Genomic DNA, 23,872 nt, shown 5'->3' with positions numbered 1-23,872 from the left:
TCCTCAGCGCACCGCCGACCGGTCCCCGAGCAGGCAGGGGATGGTCATGGCGATAATGTAGAGGTCCAGCCAGAACGATTGGCGCTCGATGTAGTCCACGTCCAGGGCGACACGCTCCTGGACCAGCTGCGCCGTATCGACCGGGCCGCGCGAGCCGTTGATCGCCGCCCAGCCGGTGACGCCCGGCTTCATGCGGTGGCGGTGGGCATAGTGGGCGACCAGCTTGGCCGACTCCACGTCGCCGCTCTTCATGCCGATGGCGTGGGGGCGGGGGCCGACCATCGACATCTCGCCCTTCAGCACGTTGAACAGTTGGGGCAGCTCGTCGAGGCTGGTCTTGCGGATGAACTTGCCGACCTTGGTGACGCGGTCGTCATTGGCGCTGACTTGGCGGGCGGCCTTGGCGTCGGCCATCTCGTGTCGCATCGACCGGAACTTCCACACCAGGATGGCCTCGTTGTTGAAGCCGTGGCGACGCTGGCGGAAGAACACCGGGCCAGGGCTGTCCAGCTTGATGGCGAGGGCCACCAGCAGCATGATCGGCGAGGCGACCAGCAGGCCCAGCCCGCCGACCACGATGTCCTGGGCGCGTTTTGCGATGGCGCGGCGAGCGTCAGTGGTCGCGCCCGACAGGTCGACGAAGCGGGCCAGGGAGGCGCTACGCTGGGCCTCGTGACCCACGTCTACGAACAGGCTGACCGGGTTAGGCAGCACTTCCAGCCGCTCAACCAACTGGCGGACGCGGGCCTCGGCCGAGGAGCTCACCGCGATGATCACCCGGTCGACATAGGGCATGATGCGGTGGTCGATCAGGGCCGTGGTGTCGCCCAGAACCGGCACCCCCATGACCTGGGGCGGGGCGCGGTCGGCGCGGTCGTCGAACACGCCCAGCACATTGACGTCGCCAGTGGCCAGGGCGGTGCGGATGAAGCGCTCGGCATTGACCGTGGCGCCCACGACCACGACGTTGGGAGTCAGGCGACCCTCGCGACGGCCGTGATCAACGGCGCGCCACCAGATCGTGTGGAGAAGGCCGGTCACGGCGACCAGGGCCGCGCTCCATCCCGCGACGACGAAAAGGGGCGCGGCGCGAGCCTCGCCAAAGCCTAGGGTGGCGGCCAACACCACCAGGGCCGTCGCGCCATAGGCGGCCAGCAAGCGCAGGCCATGGCGGCGGAAGCTGTCGCGGCGATGGAAGGCGTAGGCCTCGAGCGCGTAGAGGACGGGCACGAGGGCCAGGGCGCCCAGCACCAGCGGCGCGAAGGCGGCGGCCGGCAGGTGGGTGATCATCATGGTCGCGGCGGTCGTCGCCGCCACGGCGAGCGCGTCGACCATCCGAAAGGCGCGGGAAAGACTGCGGACCTGCATGCGAGCCCGGGCCGGCACCAGGCGGCCGGGACGGAACGGGCCGCGCCGACCGACGCCTACGGCGTCTTCGTCCTCGATCATCGGCAAGGTCGGCGTCGTCTCGACGTCGGCCGCCGGGACATCTTCGGTCTCGAATGATTGTGCGATCGCAGACGACATGAGGCCCCAAGCCCGTTGTAAAACAGGGTTCAGGCTAGTCTCGCGGTCTGAGCTTCACGTTAACGCGGATTTTTCCGATAGCTCGATTGTCACGGCCCGGCGAACAGGCTATCGAACCGCTCCCCTCTCAGGAGGAGACGTGGCCGAGAGGCTGAAGGCACCGCTTTGCTAAAGCGGCATACCCCAAAAGGGTATCGAGGGTTCGAATCCCTCCGTCTCCGCCACCACCCCATCCATGGGCGTCCACCAATGTCCAGGCGGGTCCGTTAAGCCCCGTATTTCATTGAGTAAATCTCGAACTCGTGTCTGGACGCGTCCAGGCTGATCCAGCACCGTCGGCTCGGCTTCTTGAGCGCCTTACGGCTCTGCAGGTTCGACGACTCGATGAGCCCGGTTGGTATCCGGACGGGGGAGGCCTGTACCTACAGGTCAGCGGCGAGGCGGGGCGGTCGTGGGTTTTCCGCTATTGGAAAGGGGATCAGGAACGTCGAACGGGCCTGGGACCGCTGCATTCGGTCACCCTCAGCGAAGCGCGGGGACTGGCCCGCGACGCTCAAAGGCTGCGGCTAGCCGGCCTGGATTCGATCGACGAGCGTCGGAAACGTGAGGCGGCGGAGGCGCAAGACAACGCTGTCAATGTCAGCTTCGACAACGCGGTCGATGCCTTCATCGAAGATAACAAGGCGTCCTGGCGCAACGACAAGCACGTTAAACAGTGGAAAAGCACCCTGACGACCTACGCCTCGCCGCATATGGGAGGACTGGATGTCAGCACGGTCGAGACGTCCCATGTGCTCTTGGCGATCAAGCCCATCTGGGCCAGCAAGGCCGAGACGGCGAGCCGGGTTCGAGGCCGCATTGAGAACGTGATCGACTGGGCCACAGCTCACGGTCACCGCGAGGGCGACAATCCCGCCCGATGGAACGGCCACCTCGACAAGATCCTTCCGGCCAAGTCCAAGGTTCGATTGGTCAAGCACCACGCGGCGCTGCCGTTTTCCGAGATCGTGGCGTTCATGACGAACCTGGCGGCCGTGCGCGGCGTGGCGGCGCGGGCGCTGGAGTTTACGATCCTCACGATCGGACGCACCAACGAGATCCTCGGCGGTGTCTGGGAAGAGATCGATCTTGCCAAGGCCCTCTGGACTATTCCCGGCGAGCGGATGAAGGGAGGCAAGGAGCACCGAGTGCATCTGTCAGCACCGACGATCGCCATTCTCGAAGGGCAATTGGTCCGCCGGCGGCGCGCTCAGACGTATCTGACGGGAGAGCAGGCGGCGTTGGCCTCGCCCATAGGTCCCATCTTCCCAGGTCTTCGACCGGGCAGGGGTCTATCCAACATGAGCCTGCTCAAGGTGCTCAAAGATCTTGGCCGAGGCGATCTTACAACCCATGGCTTTGGGAGCACCTTCCGCGACTGGGCGGCGGAAACCAGGGATTATCCTGGCGAACTCGTCGAGATGGCCTTAGCGCACACCATCGGAAACAAGGTCGAGGCCGCCTATCGTCGTGGCGATCTGTTCGAAAAGCGTCGGACGCTTATGGACGATTAGGCGGCGACCTGCTTCGCAAGGGCGGCCTAGACAATCGGGCAGTGTCTTCGAGGCGATCGAGATAGGCCACCAGCTCTGTATGTCGAACCAAGGTTCGCGCGCCGTCTTTCAGAACGCGGATGTCGCCAGCGGCGACGAGCTCATAAAATCGACTTCGGCTTATCGCCAGCGCATCAGCGGCTTCCTTTACCCGGTACGCCAAGCGCCCAAGGCTGCCCAATTGGGGGGAGGAGGTGGGATCCGCTTGCATGTCTGGCCCTTGTCGGTCGCAGCCATGATTTCGTCCCGCAAGAATGTTAGCGCAATGCGCTCCGAGCCGCGATCGTACTGTGGCGTGCAGTGACAGGCGTTCGGCGGTTGCGGACCCTGGCGGTGATCGACAACTGCACCCGCGAGTACCTGGCTCTGGTGCTGACACTTCGCTGTCAAGGCTCAGCCAGCCCATCCCAGCCCAACGCCGCCACGACCTTTTCGACGGCCTCCCGGAAGGGTTCGGCGTCGACAGTCTCCCGAACGGCCCCGGCCCCGGCCTTGCGGGGAAAGGTGGTCAGATTGCGATAGGCCATCATCGCCGCCAGCCTGCCCTTGTCGGCCAGCGCGGCGACGCAGAAATCCTCGCCCGGAACCAGGCTTTGGAGCAGGAGGGTAGGGGTAAAGCCCAGCGCCTCGACCTGCTCGATCGCCTCGTCAGTCGACCCCGCGATGCTCACCCCCGGCCACCGGCTCCGTCGCTGGGCTTGACGATGAGCGGGTATTCCAGCGTCGGCGCCAACCGCGTCAACGCCGCGCGGTCCGGCACGATCCGGGTCCTCGGGGCCGGAAGATCATCGCTTTCGACTAGCTTGGCCAAATGGTCCTTTGGATGGACAACACTGATGCTCTTCCACAACGGCGCGGCGAGCTTGACCGCGGGCTCGAAGCGCGCGCGGTGGCGTGCGATCAACTCGCCCTCTGTGAACACGGGCATCAGGACGTAGGGGCGTTCATCGCGCAGCGCATATTCGCGCACGGCGGCTTCCAGTTCGTCGAGGAAATCGTCGGGCCGAAGCTTCCAGGGCGCGACGGTGAAGGTCTCCTTCACATGCTTTGAGAACGACATCACCGCCAGGTCGACATCGTCGCACCCTATGACCTCGACACCGCGCTGGGCCAGCGAGCGAGCAATGACCAAGGCCATCAGGCTTCGGCCGTAGGTGAGGATGACCCGACCGTTCGAGGCCAGGGGAAGTGTTCGGACAAAAGTGTGCTCCGGCTAAGGCAGAGCTTTAGCGATCCGGTGGGGCGGTTGGTTCCCATGTGTATTGCGAGCAGCCGTTACGATGAATGGCAACGCGAAAACGCCAGGTGTCGACGCCATGGCGCGCACGGTCGGCGCCGCGGCCGCGCAGGAACCGGCCCGTCCGCAGACAGCGATGACTTATCGCGTCCGCTGCACCGGGCGCGTCCGCCGGGTCTGGACATCGGGACCCTCGGCGGGGGCGGCCGACGGGTCTAGAGCGGCGTGGTTGCGGTGCGCCAGCCAGGTTTCGATCTCGCCCAGATCCCAGATCCCAGATCCCAGATCCCAGACCACGCAGCAGCGGGTCAGCGAAAACCGGCGGGGAAATTCTCCGCGACGCTCCATCTCATAGATGGTCGTGTCGGTGAGCGGCTCGATCTTGCGCAATTCTGGCCGGCGGATGGCGCCGGTGGCGGGCAGGGCGCCCACGGGACGGGGCGGCGGCGCGAGGTCTTGCGGCATGGCAGGCTCGCTTTTGGCCCATAGTTCAAGGCCTTGCCCACGCAGCAAGCGACCATAAGGTCAAGGTGGGCTCTGGCGTGGAAAGACAGGCGTTCGGCGGTTTTGGAACGCGCCTCCTCGTGGTCTTGACATCGGCTCCGCAGGCGGCGCGGGTGCTTGGTTTGGGGATGCCAGGGCGACCGGCCGGCAAAGGGGTGTCTCCTGGAGACCCTGAGACCGCGGTGCAAACGCCCCAGCGCCTTTGGGGCGATCTCAGGCCCGTTGGGCCTGCGGACCGTGAGCCCGTCGATCTCGTCGAGCCCGGCGTCCTCACCGGGATGCAGACACTGCGGCGCTAGTCGGGGCGGCAGGGTCCACCTTTTGCAAACGCTTCGCCAGAGGTTCGCGCCGAGCGCTTTCGCGCCCGGCTTCACCCAATATCGAGAACGGCCGGCGGTCACGCTCGGTCCCGCGGCTTTCGCCGCTCCCACGGGCGCGACGCCTGGCGGGCGCCCTTAAGACAAGGAATGGGGGTCGCCGCCGGCCGCTCGACGCCGCCTCCCGACACGCGCATGCGCGGGCTCCTGTGCAGGCTTCATTTTTCGAAGAGCGATCACGAGGTGATCGCGTGGCTTGGGGCTCCGCCCCTGGCGCACTTCGGATCGGCTTCCGCCCAGCTTCGGTCGCTACGGGAGCGGTCGACAGGCTGGGCAGCAACGCCCTGCAGCCGGATCCCCGCGAAGCCGCCCCTCCGTTTGCACCCCCGGTCTCGCCGACGGGCAGGGGTTCAGGCGCGCCTTGCGCCTGCACCCCTGCCCAAGGAAAAAGACCATGACCCAAGTTCAAGACACCGCCCGCGCCCCAGCCGTGAAGGCCGGGCGCGTTCCGGTCCAGCCCGGTGAGGTGCGTGACATCGCCCTCAACAAGTTGAAGGCCTCGCCGCGCAACGCGCGGCGTGTCGGCCATTCGGCCGAGGATATCGAGGCCCGCGCCGCCAGCATCCGCTTCAAGGGCCTGCTCCAGCCCCTGGTGGTCGAGCCGGAGGTGAGGGAAGGCGGCCAGGAAAGCGGCTACTACCTCGTCACCATCGGCGAAGGTCGCCGTCAGGCCCTCAAGCTCCTGGCCAAGCGCAAGCTGCTGAGCAAAACTGAGCCTGTGCGCTGCGTGGTCGATACGACCAACGATCCCGCCGAGATTTCCTTGGATGAAAACATTTCGCGTCGGGACAAGGGCGTCGTTGACCTCCAGGCCGCCATCAACCGCTTCGTCGCCGATCACAACCAGCAGCCCAAGCCCTTCGTCTGGACCGCCGACCCCGACAAGATCATCGCCGCCGCCGCCCGTGGGCACCAAACGTTGGAATCAATCCACTAGCGGCCGAGGTGGACCAAGCCGAAGTCGTCGCGGAGCTTGACGCCGAAGTCGTCGAGACTGTCGCGGCCCAGGCGGTCGCGGTCGCGGCCGAATAGGCGAGGACGGGGCGGTCCAAGACCGCCCCGCCTTTTCCACGATGTTGAAAGCTGGGGTGGCCGATCCTTGGGATCGACCACTTTCTGTGCGTGGATGGACGCGCGCAGGCGCGCCGGCGCGCCGGGCGAGCAAGGCCCGTGCGCCACCCGACCACGCTCAAACCGGTTTGGCGTGTGCCGGTCTTCGCGTGAGGGCGATGGGTTCATCGCCACCAGGCCGCGATCGAATGCGGCGTGATCAAGATTCTCAAATATTCGGAGATGTGATAGATTTTCGCGAACGGTGACGGATTCCCGCAAGCGGGCCGCAGCCCGGTGATCGAATTTCGCGGGGTTTGAAATGGGTGAATGGCCTACGCGCGCGGTGACCGAGTTTCGCGGTCGCGCCCTTCCCGAGCCCGGGGAGCTCGCCGGCTACGCCGCGCTGATCGCCCGCTATGACCTCGTCCTGCCGCTTCCGGTCCAAACGGCCGCCATCGCCGCCCGCCACCATCCCGTCTCGACCCCCGACTGGCTGATGCTGACACCCCGGCACCGGCCGGAGGCGACGCTCGCCGCTCAGCTGACCCTGGCCTTGCGCTATGAAGGCGTCGACCTGCAGGTGCTGTCCAAGCTGTTCGACCAGGTCGCGTCTTCCGACATCGAGGCGATCGTCAGGGCCACGCCGACCGGCGCCTTCGCCCGCCGCCTCTGGTTCCTCTACGAATGGCTGACGGGCGGCCAGCTCGATCTGCTTGATCCCGGCAAGGTCCGGCTGGTTCCGGTGCTGGATCCCGACCAGCAATACGCTCTGGCCGTCGCCGAGCCTTCGCCCCGCCACAAGGTCCTCAACAACCTGCCGGGCACGGCGGCCTTTTGCCCGCTGGTCCGCAAGACCGCCGAACTCATCGCCTATGGCGATAAGGCCTTGGGCGAGCAGGCGCGCGAGGCGATGGGCCGGGTGCGGCCCGACCTGATGGCGCGGGCGGCGGCCTTCATTCTGCTGAGCGACTCCAAGTCCTCTTTCGCCATCGAGGGCGAGCGGCCGACCGGGCAGCGCGCCGCCCGTTGGGGCCAGGCCATCGCCCAAGCCGGGGCGCGGCCGCTGGATCTGGCGGAGCTTGATCGCCTCCAGAAGGTGGTCATTGGCGACGCCCGGTTCGTTCGCCTGGGTCTTCGGGACGAGGGCGGCTTTGTCGGCGTCCACGACCGCGACAGTAACATCCCGCTTCCCGACCATGTCAGCGCCCGCCCTGATGATCTCCGGAGCCTGATCGACGGCGTGGCGGCCTTCGCCGAGCGCGCGGCGCGCGGCGGCATGGATCCGGTGGTGGCGGCGGCCAGCCTGGCCTTCGGTTTCGTCTATATCCACCCCTATGTGGACGGGAACGGCCGGCTGCACCGCTGGCTGATCCATCATGCCTTGGCCCGCGCCGCCTATAGCCCGCCAGGCCTGGTCTTTCCGGTCAGCGCCGCGATCTTGCGTCAGATCGACCGCTACAAGGCAGTCTTGGAGTCCTACTCGGCGCAGCTCCTGCCATTCATCGATTGGCGCGCCACCGACACCGGCAACGTCGAGGTGTTGAACGACACCGCCGCCTTCTATCGCTATTTCGACGCCACCGCCCACGCGGCCTTCCTCTATGCCTGCGTCGAGCAGACCATCGAGCAGGACCTGCCCCAGGAGGTCTGGTTCCTTCAGGCCTTCGACCGGTTCAGCCAAGACGTTCAGCAGATCGTCGATATGCCGACGGGCGAGGTCGAACTGCTGCGCAAGTTCCTGGACCAGGCCGGCGGCCAGCTCTCCGAACGCGCTCGCGGGAGGGAGTTCGAGGCCCTGACGGAGGGCGAGGTCGAACGGATCGAAGCGCTCTACGCCCGAGCCTTCGACAAGGGGCCAGGCTAGGCCGGCGACCGGCGACTGCGGCCAGGGGGCGAACTTTCTCAACGGGGGTCACCGGCGGCGACCCATTCGGCGGCCTCCCGCGAGCGGAACGAGCTCCAAATCCTGGAAGCCTCACCTGCGGGCGGCGATCCCTTGGGATCGATCGCTCGCTTCGTCTGTCTATTTCAAGGCCCCGCGCCGGGCTTGCCTGGCTTCGGCCTCGGCGGCGGCATAGGCGCCCTTGCTGTAGCGCCGGTATTCCGTGGCCAGGCCCGAGTGGATCAGGGCGGCGTTGATGTCGGGCGTGGCGTCCGACCAGCAGTGGGCGACGCTGCGGCCGTAGCGGTCATGGTCGAGAACGCGGCAGCCGACGCGGCCCCGCGGCCCCGTGTCAGCGTGATCAGCAAGTCCCGCGCCTCATAGGCCAGCGGCTCGGCCGTTGTCGTGCTGCGCTTCACCTCGGGCGCATCGACCCCGAACAGCCGGATGCGATCGGATCCGCAGCGCAAGGTGTCGCCGTCATGCACGGTGGGCGCGGTGCATGCGATCAGTCCGGCGGCGAGGGCGGCGAGGGCAGTCATGTCGCCGCTATACCCTGTGTCGCTTCCGTCGCCAGCCCTCGCGCGCCGCGCCCGCCCCGCCGGATCGGCGGAGAGGCTGGCCGCTTAGTCCGCCTTGGGCGCGTTGCTGCGCGACCAGGCCAGGCTGTGGACGCCGTCGATGACGACCAGGCCGTCCTTGATCGCGGTGGGGACGACGGCCGTCCAGCTTGACCGGCAGATAGTCGTTCTTGGACCAGCCGGCCATCTTCCAGGCCGCGCCCAGCTCGGCCCTCCCGGCGAACACCCGACATGGGGTCATGTTCTTACCGGCCAGGTCGGCGACTGGGCGTCACTGGACTGCCCTGAACTCGATGGGAAAGGGGCGGATGTCGCCCAAGACGCGCTGTCAGATTGGACGGTGAAAGCGCCGACGGCCGCCATCCTGGCCTCTCCAGGAGACCTTTGCCGGGCTCGCCGACCGCCGTCCTCTTCTGGCCTGATCTGACCGGGGACCGGTCCGCTCCCACAACCTCACAGCCTGCCTTTCTTCCCCTGGGGCGCACGGCGCGCCTTGGCCCCATTCCTCGCGAGACAAGAAACTTATACCAAAAGCCCCTGACTCCGACAGGATTCCCTGACTGGCCGGACAGTGATTCACGCTCCTGGTTGCAAGGGAGGTCGTGGATGTCCGCCATCAAGCTTCGAGTCGATTATGACGCGGCGCGGACCCGTCGGCTGGCGGCGCGGGCCAAGGATCCAGATCAGGTGCGGCGCCTGCTGGCGCTGGCGGCGGTTTATGAAGGCCGCAGTCGAGCCGAAGCGGCTGAGTTGGCCGGCATGGACCGGCAGACGCTGCGGGACTGGGCGCTGCGGTTCAACGCCCTGGGTCCGGAGGGCCTGATCAACCGTCCGCCGCCGGGCGCCCGGCGATGTCTGTCGCCGCAACAGGAGCAGGCCCTGGGCGCGCTGGTGGAGGCCGGGCCCGAGGCAGATGGGCGCAAGGGCGTGGCGGGCTGGCGGTGTTGCGATCTGCAGACGGCCATCGCCGAACGCTTCGGGGTGAGGGTGCACGAGCGCACGGTTGGCAAGCTGCTCAAGCGGCTGGGCTTTTCGCACATCACCGCCCGGCCCCAGCACTATCGCCAGGACGTCCAGGCCCAGGTGGATTTTAAAAAAGCTTCGCAGGGGCGCTGGCGGGCATTCAGTCTGGCCTGACGCCCGGCACGCCTGTCGAGGTCTGGTTCCAAGACGAGATGCGGGTCGGTCAAAAGACCCACCGCACGCGGGTCTGGGGCAAGGCCGGGACGCGGCCCCGCCAGATCGCCGACCTGCGGACCGGTTGCGCCTATCTGTTCGGGGCCATCTGTCCCGCGCGTGGGGTGGGCGCGGCCTGGGCCTGCGAGAAGGCCAACACCGCCGCCATGCAACTCCAGCTCGACGAGATCGCCCTGCAGGCCGCCCCGGGAGCCCATGGCGTGGTCGTCCTCGACCAGGCCGGATGGGCACACCACCCAAAAACTCAGACCGCCCGACAACCTCACCCTGCTGCCCCTGCCGCCACGCTCGCCCGAGCTCAATCCCGCCGAGAACGTCTGGCAGCACCTGCGACAGCGCTTCCTCTCCAACCGGGTGTTCGACGACCACGACGCCATCGTCCAAGCCATCTGCGAAGCCAGCAACAGCCTCATCGACGAGCCAGACCGCATCAAATCCACCGGTCATCGCCAATGGGCCACAGGTTCACGCTAGGGGCGATTGGTATTAGCACCTGCGACATCCAGTCTCACCGACCACAACGCTGCATTGCATCCGCCGCTCATCCCGTGGGTGGTCTCGACAAGAGTCTACTACAGATTGCGTCCTGCACGATGGCGGGGCGAAATCCGTTGTGAAGGCTGGGCCTCAACAGGGTGTTGGGGACGCGAGAGCGCAATTTGTTCACCGCTAATCGATACGCAGGCACAGCAAAGCTACAGGGGGTGACGAGATGAAAGCCAGGAAGGCTCCGAAGCAACCCGGGCGCGATCTCAGCGGGAGCATTGCCCGTCACGGGGCCGAAATCACCCTGCTGGCGCTGCTGTTGCTTACGGTAGCCGTGATTGGCTTCCAGCGGCAGATTTTCGGCCGCGACATCCTGATCTCCCAAGCGACGGCTGGAGAGTTCCTTTACAGCGGCTATGCGGATCAGGCGAGCGGCGGCGCCTCAACACTAGAAGATGCAGATAAACCTCTGCGCTTTACGTGCGCTTTGAGACCTGGCGCGCCTAGCATGTATTGTGGTTACGAGGTGGCGTTCGACGGATATGGGACACGCCCCGGGCTAGACCTCCGTAACCTAGACAGCATCGAGCTTGAATTTGCCTATAGCGGACCCCCGTCGACGGCCCGCCTGGGCCTGAAGAACCGCGACGACCGGTACTCCAAACCGGGGGACCGCTCGACAAATAAAGTCAACAAAGTAGATTTCAGTCTAAAGCCAGGGGGGCAGAGGCTAGTCTTTCACGCAGAGGACTTCAGCGTCGCTGAATGGTGGCTACAGGGCAAAAATCTTCAGCCCGAGTTGGCGAGACGTCAGCTGGACAACATCGTTGGAATCGAGATCTCGACCGGGGCCTCAGCTGCGCCTGGGCGGTACGCGTTTCGTCTCAATTCCATCAAGCTCCGGCGTTCGGCCGCGACGCCTGCGCAACTCTATCTGGGCATCCTCGTCGTGTGGGGCGTAGCGCTGCTGCTTTACATGCTCGTTCGTTTCCGAAAGGCCAGGCAGGACACAGCCGTGCTGAAGCAAGCCAAGGCTGCGGCCGAACGAGCCAGCCGGGCCAAGTCAGACTTCCTGGCTAGTATGAGCCACGAGCTGAGGACGCCCCTGAATGCAATATTGGGCTATGCCCAGTTGCTCCTGCGCGCTGACCTGTCGGCCGGCCATGTGGAGCCGGTTCGAACGATCCACCGCAGCGGAAAGCATCTACTCTCCCTAATCACTGACCTGCTCGACCTCTCAAAAATCGAAGCGGGCAAGATGCAATTGCATCCCGCGCCGACCGACTTGCAGGCGATGGCTGCTGGCGTTTGCGAGATGATAGGCGTGCGGGCCGAAGAGAAGGGACTTAAATTCAACTGTCTGATCGACGACGACGTGGTCAGCGCCGTTCAGGCCGACGAAAAGCGCCTGCGTCAGATCCTTCTGAACCTGCTGTCTAATGCGGTCAAATTCACCGAGGAGGGGAGGGTGTCGCTGGTGGTGAGCCACTTGCGGCGCACTGAACAGAGCGCGACCATCCGATTTGAAGTCCAGGACAGCGGCCCCGGGATTGCAGAGCACGAGCTGGAGCTAATCTTCCGCCCCTTCGAGCAGGTGGGCGCCGTGGGCACTCAGGAGGGCGGTACGGGGCTTGGGCTGACGATAAGCCGGCAGTTCGCTGATTTGATGGGTTCCAGCATCGAAGTGCGCAGCCGCGTCGGGCAGGGCACAAGTTTCTGGTTCGACGTGACATTCCCTCTGGCAGAACGACCCGCAGCGGCTGGCAGGTTGGCGATCGAGCAGGTCCGGGGATATTCCGGCCCCCGCCGCCACGTACTTGTGGTGGATGACAACAACGACAGCCGTAACGTTGTCCGGGATCTACTGATCCAGCTCGGGTTTGAAGTTTCCATCGCAGCCAATGGCGTCGAGGCGCTGCAGCGGGCGCAAGCCGTATCGCCTGACTTGATCTTGATGGACCTGAGGATGCCCGTCCTGGACGGGCTTCAGACAACGGCCATGCTGCGCATGATGGATTCTTTGAAGGGCATCGCTGTCTTGGCGAACTCAGCCGACAGCCCCGAACATGCCGAGAGCATTGCGCTCGCCGGCGGAGCTAACGCCTTCATAAGCAAGCCCATCGACAACTCAGAGCTGCTGGACGCTCTGGGACGGCTGCTTAAGCTTGAATGGACGTTGGAGGACGGACAGTTGCAAAGCCAGTTGTCGCCTACGTGCGGCGGCGAGCCCATGGTTCGGTTGACCCACCTCAAAACGGTTGAAAACGTGGCGGTAGACGAGCCTCTGCGGATTCTTCTCGCCGAGGACAACGCCGCCAACCAGCAACTCATCACCGCCATGCTGGAAGGTACCAGGTTTGACTTGAAAATAGCGGCCAACGGGGCCGCAGCCCTAGGCGCCTTTCAGGACGGCAAGTTCGATCTCGTGCTGATGGATGTTCGGATGCCTGAGATGAACGGCATCGAAGCGACCCGGGCGATGCGTCTCTGGGAAGAGGCCCACGGCCGATCGCGAACTCCGATCATAGCTCTGTCGGCCGACGCGGCGAGCGAGTTTTTGGTCGAGTACCGCAAAGCCGGCATGGATGGGCACCTCGATAAGCCCATACGGCTTGATGAGCTATTTGGGTTGCTCCAACGGGTTGCAGATCGAGACCTCTAGGACCTTGTAGTCGCGGTCTAACGACAAACCGCGGAGCCCGGCGCATGTTGTTTTCGGGCCGGAGCTCGCGATTGCGGCTTTCGGCTCAACGTCCGGAATCTGGAGCCGACTGAGTTTCCGCATCTGTTTAGGTTTCTTGGACGCCCGCCAGGCGCGGCGACGGGGCTGACCCCGAGGGCGGGTGTCTGAGAAAGCTCGAAGTCTGACCCGCGGGATGGCGGTAGCAGCCTATGGGGATTTGAGCGGCGCGCTGGTCCCGTGGGGTCGCGGGCGATGCGCTGTTGGCCGTTGTCGCTGCTGCAGGCGGCCGGTTTGGTCCGTTACGATGCCGCTGATGATGCTCTAGAGGCAGTTCACCACCCTTCTCAGGGATCTGCATGTGCTTTTGCTCCGGCGGCCAGCATTGCCAGCACCGGGTGCAACCCCATCATTTCAGGGCGTGAATCGAGGATCCGAGTAGACCGAAATCCATGTCGGCCGAGGAAAGCGCACGATCCATCACCCGGTTCCAACGTCCGACGTGTCGCCTGACGAGGACCAACAACATAAGCCATAAGGGTGACGAGCAGCCGCCGTCAGGGGCGACGAAGGGCTTGGGGCTCCGCCCCCGGCGCGCTTTGGATCGTCTTCCGCCCAGCTTCGGCCGGCTTTGCCGGCCTGCCAGCCGGGTCCCCGCGAAGCCGCCCCTCCGCTTGCACCCCCGGTCTCGCCGACGGGCAAGGGTTCATGTTGAACCCCTGCTTTAAGGATGAAGATCATGGGACAAGCCACTGAAAAGCTGAAACCCCGCATCCATGTCGCCTGTCTGGCGGCCTATAACAACGGCTGGCTGCACGGCGTCTGGATCGATGTCGAGGATGACGCCGACGCCGTGCGAGACGCCACCAACGCGATGCTGAAGGCCTCGCCCGTGGCGGGCGCCGAGGAGTACGCCATTCACGATCATGAGGGCTTTGGCGGGGTTGAGATCGCCGAATATGCCGGGGTCGACAAGGTGGTGGCGATCGCCAGTTTCCTGCGCGAGCGTGGGACCCTGGGGGCCTTGGTGCTGGAGCACTTCTGTGGGGACGTGGATGCTGCGGCGAGCGCACTGGACGAGGACTATCGTGGCGTCTTCGAAAGCCTGGCCGACTGCTATCAGGAAATGACCGAGGAAACCCTGACCATCCCGGAGGCCTTGCGCCTCTATATCGATTGGGAGGCCATGGGGCGGGACGCGCGGCTGAACGGGGAGGTCTTCACCGTGGAGACCGCCCACGACGAAGTTCACGTGTTCTGGTCGCGCTAGGCGCCGGGCAGGACGACCACCAGCGCCCAGGCGGCCGCGCCGACGATCAGCGCCACGGCGAGCAGGCTGGCCCAACCGGCGGGGGTCAGCAGGCGGGCGGTGGGGCGAAGGCGAGGGGTCATGGAGAGAACCTAGAGCAGGGCGGAACGGCGCGCTAGCCGATCAGCGCCGGTTGGGGCAGGCGCTCGGCCGGCGCGGCTTGGAAATTGGACACCGTCACCCCGACCAGGCGGACGCCCTTGGGCGAGGGCAGGACCGAGCCGATCAGGTCGCGGCCCAGGCGGCGCAGGTGCTCGCGGTGCGACACCGGGCCGGGCGCCGAGCGGCTGCGGGTCGCCTGCTGGAAATCGGCGAACTTGATCTTCACCGTCACCGTGCGGCCAAACGCCTGGGCGGTCTTGCACCAGCCCCAGACCTTGTCGGCCAAGGCCAGGACCTCCGCCTCGATGGCGGCCGGGTCGGTCAGGTCGGTCTCGAAGGTGGTCTCCGAGCCCGATGACTTGCGCACTCGCTCGCCATTGACCGGGCGATGGTCCTCGCCGCGCGCTATGGCGTGGTACCAAGGCCCCGACTTGCCGAAATGCTGCTGCAGGAAGGTCAGCGACTGGCGGTGCAGGTCCTCGCCGGTGTGGATACCCAGGCGCTTGATCTTGGCCTCGGTCACCGCGCCGACGCCGTAAAAGCGGCCGATCGGCAGGGTCTGGACAAAGGCTTCGCCCTTGCCCGGCGCGACCACGAACTGGCCGTTGGATTTTCGCTGGTCGGAGGCCAGCTTGGCCAGGAATTTGTTGTAAGAAATCCCCACCGAGGCCGTCAGGCCCGTGGCCTCCAGGATGCGAGCGCGGATTTCCTTGGCCGTGTCGGTGGCGGCGGCCAGGCCCGCGCGATTGGCGGTGACGTCCAGATAGACCTCGCCCAGCGACAGCGGCTCGATCAGGTCGGCATGGTCGGCGAAGATCTCGTGGATCTGGCGCGACACGGCCTTGTAGACCTCGAACCTGGGCGGCACGAACACCAGCTGCGGACATTGGCGCAGCGCCGTGGTCGAGGGCATGGCCGAACGCACCCCAAATTGGCGCGCCTCGTAGCTAGCGGCTGCCACCACCCCGCGCCGCGCGCCGTGGCAGACGGCTAGGGGCTTGCCATTCAGGCTGGGATCATCGCGCTGTTCCACCGACGCATAGCAGGCGTCCATGTCGATATGGATGATCTTGCGCGGGGGCGCGGTCATGGCGACTCCAGTCTAGCAAGAGGAGAACGAAACGGGAACTAATCGTCGCTTGAGCCTAGCCTCACCCCCGGCCAGCGGCCGTCGGATTGACCGGGAGGGATGGGCGAGCTCTGCTCCGCTCGGTGAGGTAGGCATAGATAGGGCAGGTCGGTTGATGGAGGTTCCGCTTCGGACGACGCTGACCTCGGGCCCTCGCACTGGCCGCCGGGCGTACGACATCTTGGGCCGATCCGCCGCCGCGCCGTCTGAGCAATCCCCAGGCCTCGAACGAGGCTCGCGCCCTCTACAGCTCTCTCTGGAGCCTCTACGGCCGCAAGACCCTGACCGGCCAGCAGGAAGGCGTGGGCCACGCCACCCCGCTCGAGCTCGACGACATCGCCAAGGTGACCGGTCGCCAGCCCGCGATCCTCGGTCTGGACTACATCGATCCCCGCGACAACACGGCGGTCAATGACCGCGTCACGGCCTGGCGTGGCTCGGGCGGCATCGTCACCCTGTGCTGGCACTGGGACGCTCCCGATATCGGCGCGGGCTACGAGAATTCCAAGAAGGACTTCGACCTCGTCGCGGCGCTCAAGCCCGGCACGCCGCAGAACATCGCCTTGCATCGTGATCTGAAGCAGATCGGCTACCTGCTGGCCGTCCTACGCGATCGGCGCGTGCCGGTGCTCTGGCGACCGCTCCACGAATTTTCGGGCGACTGGTTCTGGTGGGGCAAGCACGGCCCCGACGCGTTCAAGGCGCTCTGGGCGCTGATGTACGACGAGTTCACCTATCGTCGTGGGCTGGGCAACCTGATCGGGGTGTTGGGTTGGTCGGGCCAGAATGTCGATCCGGCCTGGTATCCGGGGCGTGAACGCGTCGATGTCGCCGGAGCCGACATCTATGCCGAGGATCACGGCAACCTCGCCCCGATGTTCGGCAAGGTCAAAGACATCGTCGACGGCAGCGTGCCGATCTGCTTGCACGAGAACGGCCATATTCCGGATCCAGCCCTGATTGGCCCGAAGCCGATTGGTTTTGGTTCATGACCTGGCATACGCGATGGCTGACGGATCCAACCCAGAATGACGCTGCACGCCTGAAGGCTACTACGGCTCGCGGTGATATCTGACCAAGGACGAGTTGCCCAAGCCGTTCGGGGGGCCGGGGGTGAGCTTTTGAAGAATTCCCGCCGCCGCCGCAGAATCCCGCGTAGAAAAAGCGACCGCACATCCCGGAACGCATTCACGCCCCAACAAGCTGGCGACAAAACCGTATATAGAACCGTGTATAGCGAAAACTGCGTCTTTATAACACATTGAAATAGCGTAAGAAAAAATTGGATAGGGCGGACTCCGTCTCCGCCAACCCCCCAGTGACGATCGCGTTTGCTGACGGACCGAGCCTGTTCACGTCTTGGCTACGTCCTCAAAGCTCGTCGGTCTCGACCACGAAGCCTTGGAGCAGCGCCGGCCCAAATGCGGTCGTGATCGCCGCGTCGGTTGCGTCGCGGCCGCGGGCCATCAGGATGCGGCCGATGCGAGGGGTGTTGTGGCGCGCATCAAAGGTGCGCCAGCCGCCATCGAGATAGGCCTCGAACCAGGCGCTGAAATCCATGGGCGCATCGACGGGCGCAATTCCGATGTCGCCAAGGTAGCCGGTGCAGTAGCGGGCGGGAATGTTCATGCAGCGACAGAGCGTGATGGCGAGGTGGGCATAGTCGCGACAGACACCGCGCTGCTCCTCATTGGCCTGCCAGGCGGATTTCGTCGCCCTGGCATGGGCATAGCCAAACGCGATGCGGTCATGGGTGTAATCGACGATCGCCTGGACCAGCGCCCAGCCGGGGGGAATGTTTCCAAACAACGACCAAGCCAGGTCGCTGAGGGTGTCGGTCTCACAATATCGACTGCCCAGCAGGAACACGATCACGTCGTCGGGCAGGTCCTCGATTCGGGAGGCCGGGGCGTTGAGCAGGACCGGGTCGGGCGCCCCGCTGTCGCGGGCGATGAAATCAGCGGCGATCACCGAACGGCCTTGCGGCAGCACGACCCGGCTGCAGAGATTTCCAAATGCGTCGACATAGCTGGAGAGTCGGACGTCCCGGTCGATACGGATGGTGTCGGGCGCTTCCAGTGGCCTTGACGGTCGGGATGGACGTTGAGCATCAACAACATCGGCGTGGGCGCCGGGCAGTCATAGGTGATCTGAAAGCCCGCCTTGATGCGCATCGCGTTGTCCTGAGGGTCTAGCTGGCCAGGGCAACGTCCGTGCTTGACTGGGGTTGCTGAGCGAATGGTGAAGTCGAGGCCATGGCGCAATCATGCTCGCTCAGCACCTCGACCTCGACTTCCATGCCCAGGCAATCACCAGCTTCACCAGACCATCCCCCAGAGAGGGGCAGGGCTTGGCGGGGATCGCGAGCGATCGCCACGCGGATCAGATCGGCGTTGCCGACGATGCCGTTGGTCGGGTCGAACTCCACCCAGCCACAGGCCGGCAGGTAGACCCGCACCCAGGCGTGGGTGTGCCCGCCGCCCAGCTTGGCGGGCAGGCCGGCCGGTCGCGGTGGGCAGTAGAGGTAGCCGCTGACGAACTGGGCGGCCAGGCCGAGGGAACGGACCGCTTCCATCATCAGCACCGCGAAATCGCGGCAGGTTCCAGTGCGCAGCGCCAAGGTCTCGGCGGGGCATTGCGCGTGGCCCTGGAGCCGCGGGGCATAGCGAAACTCGCTGTAGATCGCCTGGGTCATATCGGCCAGAAGGGTCTGCAGAGCGGTGCGGCCGTCGTGGCGCAGGAAACTGCGCGCCCAACGCTCCAATGCGCCTTCGGAATCGGGGTGCTGGCGCTCCATCGATCGCAGCAGGTCGGGCATGTCTTCGGGGCTATAGGCGAAGGGCATCGTGCCGCCATAGGCCTCGATCTCGCCGTCGACCCCGGCGAAGGCGGGCAGGGGTCGGTGATCGAGAGTCACGCGGCTTTCGAACGACAGTTCGCTGGCCCGCTCGGCGAAGCGGGCGATGGTGACGCAGTTGCCGAACACGTCATGGACGTAGCGGACTTGGCTGGGCTCGGGACCGATCACCAGCTCCGTGCTGATCACGCGCTGGTCATAGCTCTCCAGCGGTCGAAACATCATGCGGTGTTCGCCAAACGCCACCGGCTTGCGATAGCGATAACGAGTCAGGTGACGGATCGAGAGGATCGACATTGCAGCAAGGTGAGGGAGACTCGGGCGATGCGTCGATGAGGCTGCTGGTCGCGGGCGACATTGATCCGGTCGCTGTCGATAATCCGGGCGGTTCTTCGGATATTTTGCTGCTGGGCGATCATGCCGGGCGACTCATTCCAGGCCGGCTAGGCGATCTGGGTCTGGACCCCGCCGAACTGGAGCGCCACATCGCCTGGGACATCGGCGTCGCGGGCCTCGGCGCGCGCCTGGCTGGCCGACTAGACGCCGTGTTCCTTCGCCAGACCTATTCCCGGCTGGTGATCGACTGCAACCGCTGGCGCGGCGCGGCGGGGTCGATCCCGGCGGTCAGCGACGGCGCGGCGGTGATGGGCAATTTCGCGCTTGACGCCGCGGCGCGCCGTGCGCGCGAGGCCGAGATCTTCGCGCCCTATCATGCGGCGATCGCCGCCGAGCTTGATCGCCGGGCGGAGCGGCCGACCCTCATCGTCTCCCTCCACAGTTTCACCCCCACCCTCGATGGCAGTGCGCGGCCCTGGCGCTTTGGTGTCCTGCACCAACGTGACTCCGCGTTTTCGGCCGCAGTGCTACAGGCCCTTACCGCCGCATCCGGAGACGATGTGGGTGACAATCAGCCCTACGCCATGGACGACACGGATTTCACGATCCCCCACCACGCCGACGCGCGCGGACTGGACTATCTCGAGCTGGAGGTTCGGCAAGATCTGATCGCGGACGCCGAAGGGCAGGCGCGCGTCGCCGATCTCCTCGCGCCCGTCCTTGCGGCCGGCCAACATGAGGGGCGAGCGCGCTAACCTCGCGCCTTCCTTTCAGCGCCGCCCCGTGGCCTGTGACGCCGAATTCAGCTGGCTGCCGGCGCGGGAGTTTCTCCGCCGCCAGCGGCCTTGGCGTCATCGAGCTTGCGGGCCATGGCCGCCGAGACGTTATCGGCCGCCTTGCGAACGCCCTCATAGAGCCGCTCGTCGAGCTCGTTCATGCGACGGGTAAACGCCGAATCCGGACCGATGCTGTCATTGATCCGGCGGCCCAGGACGCTCAGCTCGTCTTGCAGACGCCGACTAACCGCGTCGAAGTCGCCCTGCGCCTGCGACCCCTCGCCGAGGCTGACGCGCACGGCCTTGGCGATATAGCCCGAACGCGTCATGCCGCCGGCCGAAGCCGCCGCGTCCAGGCGCTGCACCAGCCGTTCACCCAGCGAGATGTTCACGCGGATAGGGGGATCATCGACCGTGACATCGACAGGGATGGGCATCGCGCCGACCTGAGGCGTGATCTGTTCGATCGGCGTCGCGGACGGCCAGGCGTCGCCGTCCGTCTCGAACGCTTCGAGGCGTTCGATGAGCGCCTGCCGGGCGTTGATCAGCAGTTCGGCCAAGCCGCCACCGCTGACGGCGCAGTCGGGAAGGTCGTGGAAGTGCGCCTTGTAGCCGTCCGCCTGACCGCCGGAAACGAGCGCGACATAGATAACCGTGGACATGACCCAATCCCTTCACGAAAGCCTGATTGAGCAAATTGTGTAGTTTTGCGCAATTTCAAGGGGAGGGAGGGAACATTGAGGCGCGCTAGTCTTGCGTCGCCGCCAAAGTGATGGCCTGCGAGCCTCGTCCCCAACTTTGGCGGAGCACGGCCCCCGCGTTCCTTCGCCGGGGCCACCCGTTGCGACGCCGCGCAGGCTAGAGCGCGCGGAACTCACTGATCTCCGCAAGGGCCGCGCGGTCTTGCAGGATCGCCAAGCCACCGTGCACCTCCACCAGGCCGTCGCGCCGCAATTGTTGAAGGGTCCGATTGACGTGAACGAGGCTGAGGCCCAGAGCGTCCGCCAGAATTTCCTGCTTCACGGGCAGGCGAAAGCTGTCGCCATAGGTCTCGCCAACCTCCGCCAGGCGCGCATGAAGCTCCAGAAGGAGGTGCGCGCAGCGCTCGTAGGCGGTTTGCCTGCCCAGGCGCACTACCTGATTGATCAGCCGTGTCTGCTGCTGATCCGACGCGATGGCCAGAGCGCGGCTCAGACCGGGTGATCCCGTGATCTGGCCGATCAATGATGGCCGGACCCGCTGAACGCTCACGGCCGTCACGGCGGTGATTTTCGTGCTTTCGCGGGATTGGGTCAGCAAATCAAACCCCACGGCATCACCAGGAAGCAGGAACGCCACCACCTGACGGCGCCCGTCGTGGAGTTCCCGCGACAGGCACGCCCATCCAGACAGCAAGAAAAATGGCGGGGCGCCCGGCCGTGATGGATGCAAGACCTCGCCCGTCTGATAGCCGACGGGCGCATGCAGCAGCGTGTCCAGAAGCGCGATTTCGCTGTCCTGCACGCCGAACGCCTGTAGTCGGCGCGTGAAGCTGCGCTCGGTTGACGTCAACGTGGAATGAGAGTTAGCGCTCACCACGGTTCAGTCCTCTAGCGAGCTTCACAGCAACGCCGGATGCAGTATTTTTCCGAACCCTGCTTTGCGCATACTCGCTCCAACACTTGGCGAGCCCCGTCCCGAACATACCCTGTGCCGATGCGAGAGCTAGGTCGAGTCGGAATGGGCGGTGGCGTTGCTTTTTTCCTTGGACCGGAATGCTATGATGTTCTGAACACAGCGAGGGACGATGGCGACGCTTGCGGGAGCGATGAACGGCCCAGGCGCGGATCGCTTGTCAGCGTTGCCCTGGGAGCAGACGCCGCTGGGCCCGCGCGCGGACTGGCCGGGTAGCCTCTGCGCGGCCATCGACCTCATGTTGGGCGCCGGCGCGCCGGGCGCCCTGTTCATCGGTCCACAGCTGGTGCAGATGCACAACCTCGCTTTCGACGCCCTCTATCGCGATGGTTCGGCGGCCACCCGCGCCTTGGGCCGATCCCTCAAGCGGGATGATCCGGACAGCAGCCTGGCCAAGGCGGCGGGCGAGGTGTTCGCCGGGCGCAGCATCCTGCTGGCCAGCCAAGGCTGGACGATCGGCGCATCGCCGGGGACGCCAGCGTTCAATCTGTCCTGCGCCCCGATCCGCGACGAGAGCGGGCAGGTGGGCGCGATGCTGGTGCTGGCCTTTCCAGTGACCAGTCCAGCCAGGCTCGACGCGGGCGCGTCCATCAGCGAACTGCAGCATCGCGTGCGCAATCTCTTGGCCGTGGTCAGGTCGCTGGTCGCGCGAAGCGCGGAGAGCAGCGACACGGTGGAGGATCTGGCCGCCCACCTGGACGGCCGCATCGCCGCCGTGGCGCGCGTCCATGGCGTGCTGTTGCGCAATCCCCATGCGGGTGTCGATCTCGAAGGCATGATCCGCGACGAGCTGTTGACCCAGAGCGCCGATCAGGACCGGCTGAACCTTGGCGGACCCGAGATCGTCTTGCCGCCCAAGGCGGCTGACCTGATGACGCTGGCGATCCACGAGCTGGCGACCAACGCCACGAAATTCGGCGCCCTGTCCCAAGCCTCGGGAAAACTCGACATCACCTGGAAGCTGGATCAGGCTGGAGCGCGAGGGCAACAACTCGAACTGGTGTGGATGGAGTCGGGCGTCGCGATCGCCAGCCAGGCTCCGCGTCGGCAGGGTTTCGGAACTAATCTGCTGAAACGTCGACTACCCTACGAACTCGCGGGCGAAGCCGACATAGAGTTTCGCCCTGGCGGCGTGGTTTGTCGGATCGCCTTCCCGCTCGCGCCCGTCGCCGCGATGGGGTCCTCAAGTGTGGGGGGCGTGACGACGACGGCGGGGGACGACGCATGACGACTTCAAAGAGCCTTGCTGGCATGGACGTGCTGCTGGTCGAGGACGACTACTATCTCGCCGATGACACCCGCCGGGTCTTGGCGGCGGCGGGCGCCAATGTCGCCGGCCCCTATGCGCGCGTGGCCGAAAGTCTCTCACGCGTGGCGCAAGGCCGGGTTGATTGCGGCGTCCTGGACATCAATCTGGGTGAGGGGCCTTCGTTTATCATGGCCCGCGCGCTGAAGCAGCGCGACGTGCCCTTCGTGTTCGCCACCGGCTATGGGCGAGAGGTCCTGCCCGACGATTTCAACGAGGTGGAGCTGCTTGAAAAGCCGGTGGATCCCCGGCTGCTGATCGACGCTGTCGCCAGAGCCTGCCGCAAGCATGAGACCTCGGAAGTCTGAGCCTCGGAAGTCTGAGCCTCGGCGCGGCGAGCCTCAGCGGCCAAGGGGCGGGCGTCAGGATCATCCGCGCTCCGCCAAGAGCAGCGACTTCAACTGTCAAACATCCACGGGCTTGATCAAGATCGTGACGTCCTCGTACCTCGTCGGAATGGAATCCTGCTCGTATCCGGTGGCGAAAACATACGGAGCGCCGAAGTTTGTGAGCATGCCAGTGGATAGACCATCTCCCCGCGCAGGTTGATATCCAGCACCGCGCCATCCACCGGCGTGGTCTCGATCAACGCGATGGCCTGCGCCGGTTGACCGATGGGGCCGACCACCTCGGCGCCGAGGTCGGTCAGCGCGTCGGCCAGGATGTCGGCCAGCAGATACTCGTCCTCGACTACGCGCTGGGCTCGCACGTCGCGGCGCTGGGGCTAAGCTTCGCGCGGGACGGCGGCTTTGGCGGGGCCTTCGCCCACGGCGCGTTCGTGGGTGAGCATGGCAGTTGGAACCGGCAGGACCTCTCTGGCTACAAGGTCGTCTGGGTCCCGTTCTCGGGTGGCAAGCCGGCGGGCAAGCCGGTCGACTTCGTCACGGGCTTTCTCGATCAGAACGGCCATGCGCGCGGCCGCCCTGTGGGTGTCGCCTTCGATCCGAAGAAGCGGATCCTGCTGATCGCCGACGATCTCTCCAACACGGTCTGGCGAGTCGCTCCGGGGCAGTGAAGGATGGCAAGCGGCGGAGATGCATCCAGACGGGGGCGGGCGCGTATTCCAGTGAGCGGAATGACGTGAAGGAGGCCGCGCCGCACTTGCTTAGCTTGTCGCGGCGCCTACATGCCCCGTGCCGGTCTCCGGCAGGAGACTGGAATGATCGGCGCTTTGGCGAGAAACTCGAACCTGTTTTCGCTCTCGCGGGTCGCGGGCTTGCTCGTGGCGAGCGGCTTGGCGTTTTCAGCGTCCCCGGTTGGAGCGCAA

General features: G+C 65.5%; 23 protein-coding genes, 1 tRNA gene and 4 pseudogenes. 14 read left to right on the top strand and 14 right to left on the bottom strand.

What is annotated here, in order from left to right; all coding sequences use genetic code 11:
- Nucleotides 1–3: 3 nt before the first annotated feature.
- On the bottom strand, nt 4–1,527 hold the full coding sequence (locus tag ACP696_RS16300; protein ID WP_426012461.1) for an exopolysaccharide biosynthesis polyprenyl glycosylphosphotransferase: 1,524 nt from the start codon (nt 1,525–1,527) through the stop codon (nt 4–6).
- 133 nt (nt 1,528–1,660) lie between these two features.
- On the opposite strand from ACP696_RS16300, the gene ACP696_RS16295 reads away from it, so the two are divergent.
- Both ACP696_RS16295 and ACP696_RS16290 read left to right on the top strand, forming a co-directional pair.
- Nucleotides 1,661–1,751 (top strand) — tRNA-Ser (locus ACP696_RS16295).
- Between the two features lie 78 nt (nt 1,752–1,829).
- A complete protein-coding gene (locus ACP696_RS16290) occupies nt 1,830–3,080 on the top strand; it encodes a tyrosine-type recombinase/integrase (protein ID WP_426012459.1) in 1,251 nt (416 codons plus the stop codon).
- Here ACP696_RS16290 and ACP696_RS16285 read toward each other — a convergent pair.
- The 4 genes from ACP696_RS16285 to ACP696_RS16270 form a co-directional block, all read right to left on the bottom strand.
- Entirely contained in the window at nt 3,067–3,330 is a 264-nt protein-coding gene (locus ACP696_RS16285) for a helix-turn-helix domain-containing protein (RefSeq protein ID WP_426012457.1), read from the bottom strand. The two genes, ACP696_RS16290 and ACP696_RS16285, sit on opposite strands and share 14 nt — an antisense overlap.
- Nucleotides 3,331–3,505: 175 nt before the next feature.
- Nucleotides 3,506–3,790 carry a hypothetical protein gene (locus ACP696_RS16280; RefSeq protein ID WP_426012455.1) on the bottom strand — a complete coding sequence of 95 codons (285 nt, stop codon included), beginning with the start codon at nt 3,788–3,790 and terminating at the stop codon, nt 3,506–3,508.
- On the bottom strand, nt 3,787–4,257 hold the full coding sequence (locus tag ACP696_RS16275) for a hypothetical protein (RefSeq protein WP_426012453.1): 471 nt from the start codon (nt 4,255–4,257) through the stop codon (nt 3,787–3,789). Before ACP696_RS16275 ends, ACP696_RS16280 begins: the two co-directional genes overlap by 4 nt.
- 240 nt (nt 4,258–4,497) lie before the next feature.
- Nucleotides 4,498–4,821 (bottom strand): helix-turn-helix transcriptional regulator, encoded by a 324-nt coding sequence (locus tag ACP696_RS16270; RefSeq protein ID WP_426044038.1) that lies wholly within the window; start codon nt 4,819–4,821, stop codon nt 4,498–4,500.
- Nucleotides 4,822–5,631: 810 nt separating this feature from the next.
- Between ACP696_RS16270 and ACP696_RS16265 the strand changes: the two are divergent.
- The 3 genes and pseudogenes from ACP696_RS16265 to ACP696_RS16255 all read left to right on the top strand — a co-directional run.
- Nucleotides 5,632–5,955 (top strand): annotated as a pseudogene (locus tag ACP696_RS16265) (ParB N-terminal domain-containing protein); the annotation flags it as partial.
- 78 nt (nt 5,956–6,033) lie between these two features.
- Nucleotides 6,034–6,174 (top strand): annotated as a pseudogene (locus ACP696_RS16260) (IS630 family transposase); the annotation flags it as partial.
- Between the two features lie 435 nt (nt 6,175–6,609).
- Nucleotides 6,610–8,154, top strand: a complete 1,545-nt coding sequence (locus ACP696_RS16255; RefSeq protein WP_426044037.1) for a Fic family protein — start codon at nt 6,610–6,612, stop codon at nt 8,152–8,154.
- Nucleotides 8,155–8,313: 159 nt separating this feature from the next.
- Here ACP696_RS16255 and ACP696_RS16250 read toward each other — a convergent pair.
- Both ACP696_RS16250 and ACP696_RS16245 read right to left on the bottom strand, forming a co-directional pair.
- Nucleotides 8,314–8,439: pseudogene (locus ACP696_RS16250) on the bottom strand (thermonuclease family protein); the annotation flags it as partial.
- Nucleotides 8,415–8,714, bottom strand: a complete 300-nt coding sequence (locus ACP696_RS16245) for a thermonuclease family protein (protein ID WP_426044036.1) — start codon at nt 8,712–8,714, stop codon at nt 8,415–8,417. The pseudogene ACP696_RS16250 and the gene ACP696_RS16245, both read right to left, overlap by 25 nt.
- Before the next feature lie 645 nt (nt 8,715–9,359).
- Here ACP696_RS16245 and ACP696_RS16240 point away from each other — a divergent pair.
- The 4 genes and pseudogenes from ACP696_RS16240 to ACP696_RS16225 all read left to right on the top strand — a co-directional run bounded on the left by ACP696_RS16240 (nt 9,360) and on the right by ACP696_RS16225 (nt 14,386).
- A complete protein-coding gene (locus tag ACP696_RS16240) occupies nt 9,360–9,890 on the top strand; it encodes an IS630 family transposase (RefSeq protein WP_426044035.1) in 531 nt (176 codons plus the stop codon).
- A 38-nt stretch (nt 9,891–9,928) separates the two neighbouring features.
- Nucleotides 9,929–10,424, top strand: a pseudogene (locus tag ACP696_RS16235) (IS630 family transposase).
- 238 nt (nt 10,425–10,662) lie between these two features.
- Nucleotides 10,663–13,098, top strand: a complete 2,436-nt coding sequence (locus tag ACP696_RS16230) for a response regulator (protein ID WP_426032589.1) — start codon at nt 10,663–10,665, stop codon at nt 13,096–13,098.
- 757 nt (nt 13,099–13,855) lie between these two features.
- Nucleotides 13,856–14,386 carry an antirestriction protein ArdA gene (locus tag ACP696_RS16225; protein WP_426044034.1) on the top strand — a complete coding sequence of 177 codons (531 nt, stop codon included), beginning with the start codon at nt 13,856–13,858 and terminating at the stop codon, nt 14,384–14,386.
- On the opposite strand, the gene ACP696_RS16220 is transcribed toward ACP696_RS16225, so the two are convergent.
- Together ACP696_RS16220 and dinB are read right to left on the bottom strand one after the other, a co-directional pair.
- Entirely contained in the window at nt 14,383–14,508 is a 126-nt protein-coding gene (locus ACP696_RS16220) for a hypothetical protein (protein WP_426044033.1), read from the bottom strand. The genes ACP696_RS16225 and ACP696_RS16220 overlap by 4 nt on opposite strands.
- A gap of 32 nt (nt 14,509–14,540) precedes the next feature.
- Nucleotides 14,541–15,617: a DNA polymerase IV gene (gene dinB, locus ACP696_RS16215; RefSeq protein WP_426044032.1), complete on the bottom strand. Its 1,077-nt coding sequence runs from the start codon at nt 15,615–15,617 to the stop codon at nt 14,541–14,543.
- 197 nt (nt 15,618–15,814) lie between these two features.
- Between dinB and ACP696_RS16210 the strand changes: the two genes are divergently transcribed.
- Nucleotides 15,815–16,648 carry a glycosyl hydrolase gene (locus ACP696_RS16210; RefSeq protein WP_426044039.1) on the top strand — a complete coding sequence of 278 codons (834 nt, stop codon included), beginning with the start codon at nt 15,815–15,817 and terminating at the stop codon, nt 16,646–16,648.
- Between the two features lie 379 nt (nt 16,649–17,027).
- Here ACP696_RS16210 and ACP696_RS16205 read toward each other — a convergent pair whose 3' ends face one another.
- Genes ACP696_RS16205 through ACP696_RS16195 form a run of 3 tightly spaced genes read right to left on the bottom strand, consistent with a single transcriptional unit; the run spans nt 17,028 to nt 18,810 of the window.
- Nucleotides 17,028–17,627 (bottom strand): transglutaminase-like domain-containing protein, encoded by a 600-nt coding sequence (locus ACP696_RS16205; RefSeq protein ID WP_426044031.1) that lies wholly within the window; start codon nt 17,625–17,627, stop codon nt 17,028–17,030.
- On the bottom strand, nt 17,624–17,830 hold the full coding sequence (locus ACP696_RS16200) for a hypothetical protein (protein WP_426044030.1): 207 nt from the start codon (nt 17,828–17,830) through the stop codon (nt 17,624–17,626). The genes ACP696_RS16205 and ACP696_RS16200 overlap by 4 nt, the downstream gene beginning before the upstream one ends.
- 17 nt (nt 17,831–17,847) lie before the next feature.
- On the bottom strand, nt 17,848–18,810 hold the full coding sequence (locus ACP696_RS16195; RefSeq protein WP_426044029.1) for a transglutaminase family protein: 963 nt from the start codon (nt 18,808–18,810) through the stop codon (nt 17,848–17,850).
- Between the two features lie 35 nt (nt 18,811–18,845).
- On the opposite strand from ACP696_RS16195, the gene ACP696_RS16190 reads away from it, so the two are divergent.
- Nucleotides 18,846–19,604: an N-formylglutamate amidohydrolase gene (locus ACP696_RS16190; RefSeq protein ID WP_426044028.1), complete on the top strand. Its 759-nt coding sequence runs from the start codon at nt 18,846–18,848 to the stop codon at nt 19,602–19,604.
- 47 nt (nt 19,605–19,651) lie between these two features.
- Here the strand turns inward: ACP696_RS16190 and ACP696_RS16185 are convergent, their stop codons facing one another.
- A complete protein-coding gene (locus ACP696_RS16185; RefSeq protein ID WP_426012433.1) occupies nt 19,652–20,287 on the bottom strand; it encodes a type II toxin-antitoxin system HicB family antitoxin in 636 nt (211 codons plus the stop codon).
- Between the two features lie 196 nt (nt 20,288–20,483).
- A complete protein-coding gene (locus ACP696_RS16180; RefSeq protein WP_426012432.1) occupies nt 20,484–21,128 on the bottom strand; it encodes a Crp/Fnr family transcriptional regulator in 645 nt (214 codons plus the stop codon).
- Nucleotides 21,129–21,456: 328 nt separating this feature from the next.
- On the opposite strand from ACP696_RS16180, the gene ACP696_RS16175 reads away from it, so the two are divergent.
- The 3 genes from ACP696_RS16175 to ACP696_RS16165 all read left to right on the top strand — a co-directional run bounded on the left by ACP696_RS16175 (nt 21,457) and on the right by ACP696_RS16165 (nt 23,620).
- The gene (locus ACP696_RS16175) at nt 21,457–22,527 is read left to right on the top strand and encodes a sensor histidine kinase (protein WP_426012430.1); all 1,071 of its coding nucleotides are present in this window, start codon (nt 21,457–21,459) and stop codon (nt 22,525–22,527) included.
- Complete coding sequence (locus tag ACP696_RS16170; RefSeq protein WP_426012428.1) at nt 22,524–22,913, top strand: response regulator; 390 nt, start codon at nt 22,524–22,526, stop codon at nt 22,911–22,913. Before ACP696_RS16175 ends, ACP696_RS16170 begins: the two co-directional genes overlap by 4 nt.
- Nucleotides 22,914–23,212: 299 nt before the next feature.
- Nucleotides 23,213–23,620 carry a hypothetical protein gene (locus ACP696_RS16165; RefSeq protein WP_426012426.1) on the top strand — a complete coding sequence of 136 codons (408 nt, stop codon included), beginning with the start codon at nt 23,213–23,215 and terminating at the stop codon, nt 23,618–23,620.
- Nucleotides 23,621–23,872 lie beyond the last annotated feature (252 nt).

This window comes from Caulobacter sp. DWR3-1-2 (genome assembly GCF_049896225.1).
Taxonomy (GTDB): Bacteria; Pseudomonadota; Alphaproteobacteria; order Caulobacterales; family Caulobacteraceae; genus Caulobacter.
Note: the sequence above shows the minus strand (reverse complement) of the source record. Positions and strands in the feature narration are given on the sequence as shown.